This is a genomic window from Mesorhizobium sp. 2RAF45, assembly GCF_052115225.1.
Classification (GTDB): domain Bacteria; phylum Pseudomonadota; class Alphaproteobacteria; order Rhizobiales; family Rhizobiaceae; genus Mesorhizobium; species Mesorhizobium jarvisii.
This window is the reverse complement of sequence record NZ_JBFRGG010000017.1, coordinates 1-14747: the sequence shown is the minus strand read 5'-3', so window position 1 is coordinate 14747 and position 14747 is coordinate 1. Positions and strand designations below refer to the sequence as shown.

Here is a 14747-nt window from a genome sequence, read left to right as displayed (position 1 = left end):
AAGATGCTGCGATGCACAATTTCGTGTTGCAGGTGCGAAGCGCTTAGTTTAGCTTGCCTTTGATTAGTTCGTCCTGATGGGCGTCTGGGGCAAGCTAGCTATGGCGAACCGGGAAATATGGATTGATGCCGCCAAGGGCGTTGGCAGTCTCTTGTGGTGGCAGCCCACATCGCCGGAGCGGGGACCGGTACTTGGGACGCCGTTTTCGCCAAATGCGTGCTGCTATTTCATATGCCTCTGTTCTTCGTCGTCTCCGGCTACGTCTATAAACCTGCCTCAAGTGCCGAGCTATTTTGGAAGAAAATCTCAAGTCTGGCTGTACCATACGTAGCGTTCCTGACGGTTTTGACGTTTGCGGTCATATCCAGGAGAATTCTGCTCGGCGATGTTTCCTCCCGCTGGCAGCTACGAGAAATGGCCGTCAACGACGCCTTGGGAGGCATGCGCCTCTGGCGGGACTTTGGCGTTTTTTGGTTGTAACTTGCCTCTTCTTTACCCAGCTTATTTACAATGAGTTCGCGAATTGGGCGAGAAGTCCTGGCAGGACCCGGATGCTGGCATTCGTCGCGTTATGTGTCGCTCTAGGCTACGCGATCGCATTCGAGTGGCCAATGAATCGCTCGCCTTGGGCAGTCGCAGCAGTGCCGATCGCGCTTTGCTGCAATCAGTTCCGCTCGGCAACTCGGCTGATTTTCATTGCGATTGTAGGAGCGCTGGCTTTGGTCGCAGCGGGACGCGGAGCCAAGTTCAACATGAAATATTCAATTTTCGGCCCGCCTGTGCTGGGGCTTCTGATTGCTTTGTCTCTGTCCCTGGCCTTGCTCATGGCAGTGCAGCAAGCAGCCAAATTCAAAACGTTTGCAGCGCCCATGGCGAAGCTGGGTGAAGCCTCGCTGGTGATCATGTTCCTGCATCAATCTTTCCATTTTTCTCTTCGTGACCTTGGTGTTTCCAACGAGGCGACGATCTTTATGGTCGCAGTCTCCGGTCCTTTCGCCATCTACCTGATTTTGAAACGATCCTCGCGGCTGTCGCCGTGGTTCTTAGGGACCGGAGCCGGCACGCCGGGTCGCGCAATTGCATGGCTCAAAAATGGGGTTGGCTGGCGCGTTGCAAAGTATCGAGATGACACTATTTGCTTTGCCAAGCCATACGTCGCTCAATTTCTGATTGGTTTGCGATGGCCGCTTCGAGGACAGGGCCGGCCGCATGGGCTGCCTGGCGATTTGATCGTCTCGCTAACTTCATATCCTAAACGTTTCGAGACGCTGCATCTGACGCTGCGCTGTCTCTTGTCGCAGACGGTCGTCCCAGACCGCGTCGTCTTGTGGCTTACTTCTGAGCATGCGGCGCAGCTGCCACCCTTAGTTACGGACCTGAAAGCCCATGGCCTTGAGATCCGTTTTTGTAAGGATGTTCGTTCTTACAAGAAGATTGTTCCTGCGTTGCTGGCGTTTCCCAAAGCCTACATCGTGACAGCAGATGACGATGTCTACTATGGTCATCGGTGGCTCGAAGAGCTTGTCGAAAAGGCTGGAGAAAGCACCATCGTTTGTCACCGGGGCCACTCGGTCGCATTCGACGATGCTGGGCAAATCGCGCCTTATAGCAATCGGTCATATGACGTCTCCGACACAGCCAATATGCTCTTTGCGACCGGCGTGGGAGGGGTTCTTTATGGTCCCGAGTCGCTGTCACCAGAAGCGGTCGACGAAGACAAGTTCATCGAACTCTGTCCCCAAGGTGATGATATCTGGCTGTTTTGGATGGGCCAGCGGGTCGGTAGCAAATACATAAAGACGCAAAAGCGTCGGGTAGATTCCCCTGGAAAGGATCGCAGGATTCCGCTCTGCATTTGACCAACGTCGGGACCGGCATGAATGACGAGCAGATCCGCAGGGTCACGAGCCACTTTGGCCTACCTTCATCGACACGACTTTCTTCTTCCCAGCCGAAAAGCCTGCCTTATAGCCGATTGGGTTTGTCAAACCGATAATCGCCCAAGCGCCGGGTGGCCAAAAGAAGAACGCTAACCCTGTCTCGCAGCATTGCAGCATTGGGATGCCCGCGCAGTCCTTTTCAGCATTCAAACCCCGCATATTCCGCCGGTGACCGTGTGGTGAGCCCGGCTTTGTACCAGGCAGCGTTTAAACGGGGTCGGCACTCGTCCTCGCACTCGCACGGACCGTCCTTCGTTCGCATGTACCTTATATTAGCAAGAGCGCATACCTTTGCCATGCGGCGCCTAGAGCGGAGGCCCAAATGGGCGGCTATAAGGCTTGGCGTGATGCTATTCACGACCATCAGGTCGAAAGTTTCGCTTCGGAGAACGGTTTGACTGCGGACGTGGTCTGGGAGTTGATCCTGAAACACGGTAACAGCCGCAAGGCCGTGATCAAAGCTGCGCAGAGTTTAAAAGGTGATGTCAGGCAACACGGATCAGCACCCTACTCCCTGGGGAGCCGACGCCGCTCGTAACGATGAGCGTGGGCCGACGAAAGCAATAGCCGGCTTGCCCCGAAGGAACCCCACTTGGCCCGCCGTCCTATTCACATCCCTATCTGCAGGTGCCGGGCGCTCTCACCGCTGAGAATGGAAACTCGCCGGACGAAGACCCCAACAACCTCAAGCCCGGCGAGCCTACTACCTGATCAGGTACGCGACCAGGGCCGGGATCAACCGGCACACTGTCCACGCAAGAGCAATGCCAGAACGCCTGTCCCAAAATGGGACGATACCGGGGGAAAGACGCGCAGCAGGGTTATGTTGCTAACCTGCTAATCACGCTGGTCGGCTCGCCGCGGATGAGCCGGCCAGGCCCGGCGGCAGTCATTCCACCCCCACCACGACCGCTGCCGGGCCGCAACGACGCTAGACCTCTTTCAAGTCACGAAGAGACCTGGAGAATGGGCGAGCTCTATATGATGCTCGCCTCCAATGCTGCCCTGGCTATCGAAAGAGAGCGCACCGGTAGAACTGTTGTAGATGATGTGGTCGCCACCATCTTGCGCGCCCAGGCCGGCGAAAGGCGTGGCTGCGGGGGCGTCCGTGTGAAGCCCCAAGGCGTGGTCGAGGTGAAGCTGGTGGTGGGAGACGCTGAGGTCCGGAGTCCTGTTCGCATGCTCGGCCGCGAGAGCGGTGCTGAATACGAAGGCATCGCTGCCGTCGACGACGCTCACCGGGCCTCGGCCGCCAGCCGATTCCGTCACCCCCTGGCTGGCATTGGCGACATGATCGGCACTGTGGATTCTGTGGGTCAAATCGGCACCATTAATGTGATGATATCTACCATCGCTGGGATTGTCGCCAACTGGAGCGCTCGGTGCACTGGGGGTGCTAGGAGCACTGGGGGTAGTAGGAGCGCCGGGGGTAGTAGGAGCGCCGGGGGCAACAGTGGTGCTAGGAGTACTGGAGGTACCAGACGTGGTAGGAGTGCCTGCGGCACTGCTTAGATTGTGTTGCAGGAAAAAGGCTTGCAGTTCCGGCGAGTTTCCAAGCGCTGTGTCGCCTTGTTGCGAACCCCAGGCATAAGCGTAGTCGAATGCGGGTGACGGAACCAGCTTGTCCCAATGATCCATCATTGTCTGCATCTGGGACGTGGAGGGAACGACAAATTTTCCATCCGTGTCGGTGGTCCAGTTGCCACCTCCAAACGTCTGATAGACGGGAACGATCTGGTTGGTCGGGACGCCCGATGCCACAGCCGCCGCCACGGTTCTGTCGATCATGTTGTAGTCGACCGCACTTGTTCCAGTTTGCACCGGATAGGGATCCACTCCGTAGTAATCGATATGCGTGTTGGCAGGATTGAAGGTGTTCGAAAAGTCCGGATTCGCGGCAGATCCCATGTTCATCATGGTGATAAAGGTCTTGGCGCCTGGCAAATTGGAATGGATCCAATCGGACTCCGCCTTCAGGTTCTCGGCGGTTGCGTAGACACCCCATTTGCCAGTGGGATCTGGCTCGTCGGCGAGGAAAAAGCCAAACACGTTCGGATTGCCGATGAAGGGCGTGACTTTCTGGATGAAGGACGATGAAGTTCCATCGACCTCGTTAAGCCAGACCAAGCCCTTCATGCCGGCTGGCAGAGCGTTGAGTTCGTCGACGGATTGAACATCAACCAGATTGAATCCGGCTGTTGCGACTTCTGCGGCTGATCCACCTGATGCGTAATGGAGTGTCATCCGGCTTCCTTCCTTGATTCGATAACGCCCCGGAGCATGCTTAGCGGAAGGCGTACATTAGCGCATAATCAAATACCCGCACTCATTGATAGAATCTTTGATCAGCAGCTGTGCGGACTCACGGCTGGAAATATTTATACGAATAACCTTGGCTTCGTTAAAGTATCGGTGATCGATACTATATACTATACTTATGCTTTTGAAGGTTATGGTTGCGCTCTCCGTCATCCGGGCTGACCTGCTACTGAGAATTTCCTCCATCTGAGATTAGAGTCCGGGCCTTGATTGAAGGACGGACTGATGAAGAGAAAGCGGTTTACGGAAGAGATGGGGTATTCGGTTCAGCTCGCTGAATGCCCAACCCCTTTCGGAAAGACGGGGTTCGCATCATGCTCTGAGCCGACCTGGCAAGAGGAGATCGGCATGGGCGTTTATGCAGGACTGGACATTTCTCTCGATGCAGTAGCCATTTGCGTCGTTGGCGAGACTGGCGAGATACTGTGGCCGGGGAAGGTGCTCGGTGACCCCGAGGCCGTGAAGGCTGCTCTTGACCGATGGCGGGATGGTCTCGTTCGCGTTGGTTTGGAAGCCGGTGCGACGTCGGAATGGATCGGCGGGCATCTGGTCGACGAAGGCTTCCCCATCGTCTGCCTGGAGAGCCGGCATGTCAAAGTGGCGCTGAGGGCGATGACGGTGAAGACGGACCGGAATGACGCGCAGGGCATCGCGCGTTGGTTCAGGGCCGTTCATCTGAAGTCCGCGGCCGGCCAGCGGCTGCGCACCCTGACGGCGGCGCGGAAGGCGGCCGTGCGAGCATTGACCGGCAACGAGCAGGTCATCCGCGGGCTATTGCGGCCGTTGGGGCTTAAGATCGGAGCAGTGACGCGCGTGCGGTTCGAGGCCAGGGTCCGCCAGCTGATCGGAACGGACAGGTTGTTGCTATCGATCTTTGAGCCTCTCCTGCGGCTACACAAGAGCCTGCGCGAGAGCCTGGCCGATCTGCACCGCCTGGTTCCCAGGGCAGTTCGTGCGGATCCAATCTGCCGACGTCAGTCCGGAGAAGTCGACAGGGTGGGTCGCATCACGAAGGTTGGCGACGGCGAGACGCGAACGGCCTTGTTCGAGGCGGCTAACGTCATTCTTCGCCCGACGACCCGCTGGTCGAGCATGAAAGCCTGGGCCATGAAGATTGCCGATCGTCAGGGTGTTCGACGCGCCAAGGTAGCGCTTGCTCGAAGGATGGCGGTCACACTTCATCGCATGTGGATCGACGAACAAGACTTCCGCTGGACGGTCGCTTAGGCAGGCCCGTCCACGGATTGGCGAGCGCTCGATGCAGGGCGCGGTCCGAGCGAGTTCGCATGATCTGTCATTGCCGGCCTCCGAGCACGCCGAAGAGCTTTGAACCGAACGGACCCACGAACACCATCATGCCGGCGGCTACGTGCCGACCGCGAACAAAAGCAAAGAACCTGCATCGAACGTCACGTCTCTAAAAGCTGTCAGCGATTTTGGAAACTGTCGTTGGAGAATCCAGTAGTTCGCGGCATGGGTCTGTCACACCGATTTCGAGTGCGGCAACGATGGCATTCAGGCGCTCGGGTGCTGGATTGTTCTTCAATCGCCGCAGATTGAAATCGAGGTGTTCCTTTTTGAACATGGAGACCAGGGTGACGCCCGCCGAATTTGTTGCGAATGCGTAATCGGCGAGAAATGCGATAGCAACTTCATTGGGACTGCCGCGGTATCCGAGATCACCAAGAGCGACCAGTATTTCCTTCCGCGCATTGAATTTCGCGACGATCCGGTCGAGGCCTGAGAACGTCCCGTGCGTTACGAACGTTCTGTGCCGATGCGCGCGCGCCTTCAACTTCGCGAGGTTTGGCTCCAGCGGGGTATTGGCAATCTGCACGAACCGATAAGGCAGCGATTCCTGGAGGGCCGTCATTCCAGCCTCGAGATCTCCCGCGACTGAAATGGCCCGGGCTTTCCCATCCTGAACCAAGCGCTCCACGGCCCGGATGATATCCTCGCGAACAAGCTCTTCGGCGGTCGGACGATGCAGTGCGAGGACATCGACATAGTCCGTGCGAAGACGCCCTAGGCTCTCCTCGACGCTTGATCTTATCAACTCCGCGGACAGCGGCACCTTGAAAGGCGTGGGGCGCACTCTTGAAGCGTACTGCTTAAGCGCGGGAACCACCGCGATAGCGATCCGCGACAACGGCTTCAGCAGCCGCATTGCGGTGGGGGTCTTCGGCGGGCGCATGCCAACCTTGGTGCAGACGCAGACGCGATCGCGCTTTCTGGATGCAAATTTGCCCCAGATCGATTCAGCCATCCCGTCGCCATATGAAGGCGCCACGTCGTACCAGGTTACCCCTGCTTCGTAGGCGCGTTCGAGCGTCTCGATTCCCTGGCGCGCTCCGATGCGCGAACCAAGTGAAGCGCAGCCAAAGCCGATACTTGAAACCTCACGGCCGATAGCTTCGACAAAGACCTGCTTCATCGCGAAGCCTCATTTCTAAGCATCAAACCAGAGGCCGTCTAAGGCGAATGATCTTTCTGTCTTTCCGTGACGGGTCACGAAAGGCAAGGCATCCCGCACAACGGTTGCACCCGGCGGGGCAAATTGTTTCTTGAGGTCGCCTGCCGGGGCATGTTTCGATACGGTACGTCCCGCCGACGGCTATCAGACGCTCGCTCTTTCACCTTGGCCCCAAATTCTTCGTCGGCTGGCAGAGCGTTGAGTTCGTCGACGGATTGAACATCAACCAGATTGAATCCGGCTGTTGCGACTTCTGCGGCTAATCCACCTGATGCGTAATGGAGCGTTATCCGGGTTTCCTTCTTTGATTCGATAACGACTAGGCTTGAATGAACCAGAAATCCTCCGCCCTCACCTGCCGCTCGCCAGGAAGGCGCTTTCTATCAAGGGGCGGTTGTGACTGAGGTGGGGCTCAACCAGCATGTCCAGATGTCCGCCGACGATTGGCACCACGTTCAGACCGGCAAAGAATTTGCTCCAGCCAAGATCTGATGGAAAGCCGGTGCGCGGGCACCGAAACAAGGTGGCGATTATTGGCAGCGCGGTTTTCGGTTGCCCGAGCCACTGGCCGAACGCGCGCATCCGCAGGATTTCCTCGAGTTCGAGACGCAGGATGAATCGTATTCTGGCCAGGGACTTCCATTTCAATCGATCAATGCCGCGAGCGAGCAAGGCTTCGGCACCCAGATTGGCAAATATTTTCGCCAGCGCCCGTAGCATCATGCGATCAATGGTCACTCTGTGGGTCCGAATGCGCTGTGCGGTACGGGCAAGAGTTTCACGCACGCTGTGTTGCCCAGGTCCGATATTGGTGTCCAGGATTCCCAGGAACGTGACCGATCGACCCGCGGCGACAAGCTTGCTGGCAACATCGAAAGCGACGCCGCCGCCAAGCGAATAGCCGATGAGCTTCACATTGCCTTCAGGCTGGACCTGGCTGATCTGGGCGACAACGGCATCGACCATCCTGGCCATCGGCCCCTGTCCGCTCAACAGGTCGTTCAGATCTTCGTAGCGCGCCGCAACAACCCTGGCGACATTGCCCATCTCCACCCCGAAGGCCGCGAGGCTGGGCCCGTAGCCGATAGATCCCGGCACAATGAACAAAACGGGACGCGGATCGGAGGCTTCAACAAGCGGACCTCTCGCTGTTTCATCTATGGATGCCGCCCTGACGATGTCGGCAAAACTCATGTCGACGGTGAACGCGTCCAAACTGAGGTCCCGGCCAAGGGCCGTCTCAAGTTCCATCACAAGTTGCAGCAGCTTCAGCGAGTCGCCGCCGGCTTCATCCCAGCGGCTGCTTCCCACTCCCTTGCCCTGGAGTATCCTTTCCCAAACGGTCCCGACCGTCTCTTCGACGGCAACGGAACCCGCTGGCAGCCGGGCGCTCGGAGCGTCCTGGCTTCCTTTTCGTTCACGCAGCGCGCGATCCAGCTCCCGCAATCTGATTCCATCGACCTTCCCTCCCTGGAGCCGTGGGATTTCGGCAAGACCATGCAGTCGTGTCGGATGGACGGCGGCGGGCAGCGCTTGTCTGATCAAGTCGCGCAATTCGGGGATGAGATCCCTGCCTGCGTCTTCAGCTGGAACGACAAAGGCCACCAGTTCATTCGTGTCCGATACAACCGCGACGGCATCCTGCACGCGGGGAGCGCGCCGCAAAACAAGTTCCAGCTCGGCCGGCTCGACGCGCCGCCCGTTGATCTTTATCTGACGCCCTTTGCGTCCAACGATCCACATCAGACCGGCATCGTCCACTTTGACCAGGTCGCCTGTTGCGAAGACGCGAGTCCGCGGGGCGAACAGGCTCGCCGGAAGAGGAACATGTCTCCCGCCATCCCAATATCCAAGGGCGGTGTATCTGCTCCTGACCAGCAACTCGCCCTCTAATCCTGGAGCAGCCTCGCCTCCGTTCTCGTCAACGACGGCGTATTCAATGCCAGGCAGGATGAAGCCGACCGGGACGCTTGCACCTTGTTCCCGATAGTGTCGAGGCAGGAACCACTGGGTTCCGGTGGTCTCGGTCGACAGATAGCTTATCTGGATGAAGCAGGAGTCCGGAACAGCGTTGCGGAGGAGGTCGATGTCGGACCAGAGGACTCGTTCTCCCCCAACACGGACAATCCGCAGCGAAGAAAACGCGTCGGGCGCAGAGTTGTTCAGCAATACGCGCAGCAAGGCCGGTACGATGTAGGCAACGGTCACTTGCCATTGCTGGAAATGCTCGCGAGTACCGCGAATGCCTGCCCTTTCGACGTCCAACAGGTATAATGTGGCGCCGCAGAGCATCGGGGTCATCATTTCGCGGCATCCCGCGATGGTTGCAGGCCCGGTCAGCGGCATGAATACATCATCGGAACTGATATGGCCTGCGTTGATGTATTGTTGAACGCGCTGAAGGAGCGCGCGCTGGCTGTTTACAACCCCCTTCGGTGTTCCGGTGCTGCCCGATGTGTAGAGAACGATTGCCGGCGAATCGACGGACGCGCCCGATGACACAAGGGGGGATTTGTCAGGAGCCGTTTCGATGAGACTTTGAGACGGATCGATCCATTGCAGCGGTACGGCATCCGGCCAGCCATCTGGTTGGCCTAGCCCGGCCCTTACGATAGCCTTCAGGCGCGCGCCCGTCGCGATGGCGGCAAGGCGTGGCAAAGGATCCCTCGGATTGAGTGGCACCGCGGGTCTGCCGGCATGCATGGCGGCAAGCATGGCCACCGGGTGCCAGATCGCGTTGCCGAGAAGAAGTCCGACAGCCTCGCCGGGTGGAACCGCATCAGCGATCACGCGGGCGAGGTTCTGGACAGCATGCAACAATGTCGAGAAAGTCAGCGATGTCACGCCATCACTGAGTGCGATCTTGTCCGGATGCTTTTGGACAACCCGCTGCAGATGTTCGAACGCCGGCGCATCTGAAAAACCGTCGCTCATTCTTTCAAAAGGACGGTTTGTTGGGCCGTCCGTATCGAGGGCGCGCGCTGGCGCTTCTCTCCAAATCAAATGGTCCAGGTCGCTATTCCAGGCGGTCGCCACCTCCTGTTCTCCCCGGCCTCCTGGAATGGTCGGCAAGCCATGGAAAGGCGAGCCTTCAGAGCGCCGGCGCTGAAACGCTTCCAAAACGGCCCCCTTCTTGCTGACCAGCTTTTGCCGTGTCGTACGGGACTGCAATGGCCGCTGCATCGTTAGAATGAATGATGACCGCACTAACCTGGCGCGACCGTCCAACCTTGCGCGTTTCCAAATGTTGATGCGTGACAACGTCACCAACCGAACGACGTTTACGCTAGGCAGAAACCGGTCCGGGCGAGCGCGTCCGGCAGGTCGGAACCGCGAACAGCAATCAAATTCTCTGTAAGTGGGCCTGCCGCTTGCACCGAAACCCGCTCCAGCTGTTTCCCCCTGACATGGAACAGCTCGAATCCCCTCTCGCTCAGGCGATCGTATAGTTCTGCTCGCGAACTGCCAGCTCGCCGCAAATTGGGCTCGGAATCTTCGATATATAGACAGCGGCAGTTGTGGAGTGTTTGCGCGGCGCCCTGGAGAAGATCGCACTCAAATCCCTCAACATCGACTTTCAGCAAATCCACGGGCCGTTCGCAGATGATGGAATCCAGGGTAGCGACCGGAACACGTAGCGCAGAGCCGCTTCGCGGCGAGGCTGCATAGGCGAAGTTCATGTCATCGCTACGAAAATTGGTAAAGAACAGCTCGCCGCATTCACTGCCCACGGCGACATTGTGGATCTCGATGGGAAAACCATTGAGGCGTACGTTGCCACGCAGGAAATTGCAGGTACGCGGGTGGGCTTCGATAGCGATGGTTCGTCCGGACGACGTAACACGCCGCGCGGCCACGAGGCTTAGCTGGCCTACATTTGCACCGACGTCGACAAAGGTTTCGCCCGGCCGAAGGTAGCCTGCCACGAAATCAACGTCTTCGGAACGAAAATTCCGGTCCCGCCAGAGTCCCGCGGAGATCGCGCTGGGATAAAAGCGCATCCTGTAGCCTTCGGGGAAACTGAAAGTAATCAAGCGACACAATCCGGTCGCCCATAGCGCACGAGACAGCACAAACCTGAATTTGTCGGGCTCTTCGCGGAGGCGGTCGCCAAAATGGCGGAGCTTGCGCACCTCATCTTCTCCATTGTGCGATTGTGGGGGCAACGCTGGTATGGCCAACGTCGGTCACAATTAATCAAGACTATGGCCCAAGCTGAGTGGATGTCGGGAGAAGCCACGCAATATTGTCTCCACCCTTGTCGCGCCCGGAGGTCTTTTCCTCTCTGGATCAAGCTCTCGGGACATATGAACGAAAACCATGGCAGTACTGAAGCTTCCCGATCTGATCGACATCATACGAATGAATGATTGTGAGGCCCGGAACCGATCATAGAATCTGAAAAAGCGAGAGGTCGTTTGCATAGGCGCGATCGCACAACTCCAGAAACGACTTTTCCGACTCCTGGGACGTTCACTATGATCGCGAAAGCAATGGCCGGCGCAACGCCAAGCCCGATCCGCACCATTATTCGCGTTGCGGGGGGCGTCTCGGCCATGGCGATCATTGGCCAGTTCACTCTGGTCGCTGCCATCCCTCTGCTGGCTCGACTTTATTCGCCAGCCGATTTCGGTATTTTCACAATCTACCTGTCGATCGTAAATATCCTCGGCTCCATCGCGGCGCTTCGCTTCGAATCCTCGATCTACGTCGTTGAGAACAAGGTTCGAGGGCAGGTGGCCTTTAAACTCGTTCTCCTGGCTGTCTTCGTGACGTCGGTTACGACCCTGGCGGCTGGATATCTGCTGTTGCACATCGCCCCGGGGCGGCTCACCCATCTTGTCTGGCTCGTTCCAATCGGGATGGCCGGCGCGGCCATCGCCGAAGCCATGAGCTGCTGGAGCCTGCGCTTTGGTTACGTGCGCGACTTCGCCATTGGACGCGTGATCCAACCGGCGACCATGGCATTTTTGCAATTGATCTTTGGCGTCGCCCAACTCGGAGGTGAGGCGATGGCCTATGCACATATCCTGAGCCAGGCAGTGCTCATATTAGTAATCGGCACCCGCATCCTGAGTTGGCAGGATGCGTCTGGCATCGTCCGAGCCCCGTGGCTGACCGTAATCGCTGCGGCCAGACGAGAGTACAAGTTTCCTCTGTTCGACCTTCCCGCGGCCCTCGCGGGCTTTATAATCATCAACCTTCCCGCAATTCTCATTGGGTCGCTGTTTGGTGCCAATTTCGCGGGATTTTTCGGAGTCGCCGCGCGCTTCGTGACTGCGCCAATCGCGTTGATCGCAAATCCCCTCGGCAATGTTTTTGTTGCTATAGCGAATGAAGGGCGTAACGACCGGAGTCTGCTCGGCACCGCCCGCGGCCTGCTGATTCTGGCGGCTAGCGTGATTGCCCTGCCGATATTGGGGCTTGGCCTTGCCGCCCCTTATTTTGTCGTTCCACTTTTGGGCGAGCCTTGGATGGTCGCGGGACAGATTATGAGCGCTCTTGCGTGCATGGGGGCGGCGCAGGCACTGGCGACGCCGCTTCAAATGGTCCCGACCATCCTCCGGCGACAGGAGGTGCGGCTTCTGGTCGACCTGGCGCGGACGTTGCTTATGTTTGGACCGCTCGCGGTCGGTGTTCACGCTGGCTGGCAGCCGTTGCACGTGATTTATCTGATGGCAGCCGGCGGTGCGGTCGGATTTGCTTTGAGCACGGCCGCCTCTCTCCTTCTCTTAACTCGCGACGCGCAATCAAATGGAGCGTGCGCGACAATAGAGCTGCTTGAATGAGTGAGGACAGCACGAAGCCACCGCAGCTACACATATCCGACCCCGCCGATGTTGCGGAAAGCCGATTCATTTCGGTGGCCATTCCGACTTTCCGCCGGCCGGACACAATCCGTCGGGCCATCGACAGCGTATTGCATCAGGACTTTTCGAACTGGGAGCTGGTCGTCAGCGACGATGAGGGGCCACACGGACAGACATGGGCCATGTTGACTGACTACGCTCGGGCCGACCCTCGCATCCGCATTGTTGAAAACCGTCGGGGACGGGGACAAGTGGAAAATACCAATAACGTCATGCTCGCCTGCCGTGGAAGCTGGATCAAGTTGTTGCATGACGACGATTGGCTGGCGCCAAAAGCGCTGGGGACATTTGCACAGGTGGCCCAACAGTATCCCTCTGCAGCATTCATAACCTGCGCCACAAACAGAGTCGAAGATGACGGGGTAAAATTCCGTTCGGCTCGGCCCGGTTGCAAGCACATCATAGTCTGTTCGAGTCAGCAAACCCTGAAGGATCTTTATTTGGTCCGCGCGACACGCTCATTTGGGATTATCCCGTCATCTTTGTTGGTCAATAGCAGCGTCGTTCAGAATGGCTGTCTAATGCGAAGATACAAGTCTATTACAGCCGGGGTGGATCAACTATTCTTCATAGATCTTGCCAGCCATGGAGACATGGTTATGATCGAAGATGGCCTAATCTTCTACGATGCGACGAACCATTCGAGCGTCACTGCTTCTACAACGTTTTATGACGTTGACCGGGAAACGATTGATCTCAAGCAGCTGACTTGGAGCCTGATTGAGGATAAACACAAGCTTCCGGATCCGGAGACGATAGCGCGCGCCCTGCAGATTGCTCGTCTGCGGAGACGATTCCGCCACCAGCCTTGGGGCTCGACGATCCGCCACGCAATGCAAATTTTTCGTCCATCGGTCACGAAAGCGGTGAACCAAGACATCTTTGCCCGCGTCTTCGCAGTCTTGCGCCGCAGGCTTCGACGGACAAATTGGTGAATGCGGCGGCCATACATCCCCGGGCACGCAGTCCACAAGCAAAAAGGCCTAATGCGCCGATAGCGGACGAATTTCATCGGGCAGGTATTTTCCATGACAATGGTAGCGGCTGCCAGGTGGTCTTTGGGCTCGCCACTGTCGCCACCAGGATCTCGTCGGGTTCCTCGGCTCCTCGGATTGTTAGGTTGCAGGGCGCGATGGCGCCCGGTGCTCTTAGCGTCCGTTTTGAAATCACGGATGAGCGTTTCGGCGGATGAGATTGCCGCCCATCGCGACAAGGATCATGGCTTGCGAGACGTCGATGCGCTGCTCGTAGTCGCGCACGAGGCGGCGCCATCTTGTCATCCAGCCGAAGGTCCGCTCGACGACCCAGCGGCGGGGCAGGATCTGGAAGCCCTTCTGGTCGTCGGATCGACGGATGATCTCGACAACGAAGTCGAGATAGGTGGCTTTGTCCATGAGCTTCAGCCGGTCATAGGCGCCGTCGGCGAACAGATGCTTCACCCAGGGCCAACGCTTGCGGATGCCATCCAGGATCGCCTGAGCACCGGCACTGTCGGAGATATCGGCGCTGGTGAGGTTGACCATCAATAGCCGCCCATCCGTATCGACGGCAATGTGTCGCTTGCGGCCGACAATCTTCTTACCGGCATCGTAACCCCTTGTTTGCGCTTGTGGAGCTTTGACCGACTGGCTGTCGATCACGCCAGCCGTGGGACTGGCCTCGCGCCCGGCTCGCTCACGATCCAGCATCAGCGCCACGTCGTGAATAGTCTGGAACAGAAAGCGCCGCGCCAACTCGCGGAACCAGCCGTAGACCGTCTGCCAGGGGCCGAAATGGATCGGCAGCATCGGCCAACCGCAACCGGAGCGGACCAAGTAGCGCACGGCGTTGACCACCTCACGGAAATCAACCTCGCGCGGACGGCCCCGACGCCCAGGCTTGGGCATGAGCGGTGCGAATTGCTCCCACTCCTCGTCCGTCAAATCAGACGGGTAGCGCTTTGTCTTCTTGGCAATCTGGCCATCCGGCCACGGCTCTGCTTTGTCCACATCTAGAGCTTGATGGGGTGGACGGCCCCCGACCCAGCGGCATCGCAATGTGCCAAGATGGCGTTGTCAAAGGACCATCAGAGGGAAGGAACCGTCCGCATGCAAGTTATCACGATTGGATTGGATATCGCCAAGAACGTCTTTCAAGTTCACGGCG

General features: G+C 58.0%; 10 protein-coding genes and 1 pseudogene. 6 read left to right on the top strand and 5 right to left on the bottom strand.

The annotated features are described in order from the left end of the window. Nucleotides 1-156 precede the first annotated feature (156 nt). The 3 genes from AB4Z43_RS29280 to AB4Z43_RS29270 all read left to right on the top strand — a co-directional run bounded on the left by AB4Z43_RS29280 (nt 157) and on the right by AB4Z43_RS29270 (nt 2478). On the top strand, nt 157-480 hold the full coding sequence (locus tag AB4Z43_RS29280; protein ID WP_441940168.1) for an acyltransferase family protein: 324 nt from the start codon (nt 157-159) through the stop codon (nt 478-480). A 71-nt stretch (nt 481-551) separates the two neighbouring features. Next, nucleotides 552-1859, top strand: a complete 1308-nt coding sequence (locus tag AB4Z43_RS29275; RefSeq protein WP_441940167.1) for a hypothetical protein — start codon at nt 552-554, stop codon at nt 1857-1859. A 403-nt stretch (nt 1860-2262) separates the two neighbouring features. Then, the gene (locus AB4Z43_RS29270; RefSeq protein ID WP_441940165.1) at nt 2263-2478 is read left to right on the top strand and encodes a hypothetical protein; all 216 of its coding nucleotides are present in this window, start codon (nt 2263-2265) and stop codon (nt 2476-2478) included. Nucleotides 2479-2882: 404 nt separating this feature from the next. Here the strand turns inward: AB4Z43_RS29270 and AB4Z43_RS29265 are convergent, their stop codons facing one another. Further along, nucleotides 2883-4184 (bottom strand): calcium-binding protein, encoded by a 1302-nt coding sequence (locus tag AB4Z43_RS29265; protein WP_441940164.1) that lies wholly within the window; start codon nt 4182-4184, stop codon nt 2883-2885. Nucleotides 4185-4607: 423 nt separating this feature from the next. Between AB4Z43_RS29265 and AB4Z43_RS29260 the strand changes: the two genes are divergently transcribed. Next, the gene (locus AB4Z43_RS29260; protein ID WP_441940162.1) at nt 4608-5486 is read left to right on the top strand and encodes an IS110 family transposase; all 879 of its coding nucleotides are present in this window, start codon (nt 4608-4610) and stop codon (nt 5484-5486) included. A 190-nt stretch (nt 5487-5676) separates the two neighbouring features. Here AB4Z43_RS29260 and AB4Z43_RS29255 read toward each other — a convergent pair whose 3' ends face one another. The 3 genes from AB4Z43_RS29255 to AB4Z43_RS29245 all read right to left on the bottom strand — a co-directional run bounded on the left by AB4Z43_RS29255 (nt 5677) and on the right by AB4Z43_RS29245 (nt 10865). Beyond that, nucleotides 5677-6693: an aldo/keto reductase gene (locus AB4Z43_RS29255; RefSeq protein WP_441940161.1), complete on the bottom strand. Its 1017-nt coding sequence runs from the start codon at nt 6691-6693 to the stop codon at nt 5677-5679. 390 nt (nt 6694-7083) lie between these two features. Next, on the bottom strand, nt 7084-9903 hold the full coding sequence (locus AB4Z43_RS29250; protein ID WP_441940159.1) for an AMP-binding protein: 2820 nt from the start codon (nt 9901-9903) through the stop codon (nt 7084-7086). 110 nt (nt 9904-10013) lie between these two features. Next, the gene (locus AB4Z43_RS29245) at nt 10014-10865 is read right to left on the bottom strand and encodes an FkbM family methyltransferase (RefSeq protein ID WP_441940157.1); all 852 of its coding nucleotides are present in this window, start codon (nt 10863-10865) and stop codon (nt 10014-10016) included. A 345-nt stretch (nt 10866-11210) separates the two neighbouring features. Here AB4Z43_RS29245 and AB4Z43_RS29240 point away from each other — a divergent pair, with 345 nt between their 5' ends. After that, a complete protein-coding gene (locus AB4Z43_RS29240) occupies nt 11211-12521 on the top strand; it encodes an oligosaccharide flippase family protein (RefSeq protein ID WP_441940155.1) in 1311 nt (436 codons plus the stop codon). After that, nucleotides 12518-13537 (top strand): glycosyltransferase family 2 protein, encoded by a 1020-nt coding sequence (locus tag AB4Z43_RS29235; protein ID WP_441940153.1) that lies wholly within the window; start codon nt 12518-12520, stop codon nt 13535-13537. The genes AB4Z43_RS29240 and AB4Z43_RS29235 overlap by 4 nt, the downstream gene beginning before the upstream one ends. 231 nt (nt 13538-13768) lie before the next feature. Here AB4Z43_RS29235 and AB4Z43_RS29230 read toward each other — a convergent pair. Next, nucleotides 13769-14592, bottom strand: a pseudogene (locus AB4Z43_RS29230) (IS5 family transposase). Between the last annotated feature and the right edge of the window lie 155 nt (nt 14593-14747).

Coding starts and splice junctions, on each gene's coding strand:
- AB4Z43_RS29270 (WP_441940165.1), top strand. CDS start 2,263: ATGGGCGGCTATAAGGCTTGGCGTGATGCTATTCACGACCATCAGGTC.
- AB4Z43_RS29275 (WP_441940167.1), top strand. CDS start 552: ATGCTGGCATTCGTCGCGTTATGTGTCGCTCTAGGCTACGCGATCGCA.
- AB4Z43_RS29260 (WP_441940162.1), top strand. CDS start 4,608: ATGGGCGTTTATGCAGGACTGGACATTTCTCTCGATGCAGTAGCCATT.
- AB4Z43_RS29235 (WP_441940153.1), top strand. CDS start 12,518: ATGAGTGAGGACAGCACGAAGCCACCGCAGCTACACATATCCGACCCC.
- AB4Z43_RS29255 (WP_441940161.1), bottom strand. CDS start 6,693: ATGAAGCAGGTCTTTGTCGAAGCTATCGGCCGTGAGGTTTCAAGTATC.
- AB4Z43_RS29240 (WP_441940155.1), top strand. CDS start 11,211: ATGATCGCGAAAGCAATGGCCGGCGCAACGCCAAGCCCGATCCGCACC.
- AB4Z43_RS29265 (WP_441940164.1), bottom strand. CDS start 4,184: ATGACACTCCATTACGCATCAGGTGGATCAGCCGCAGAAGTCGCAACA.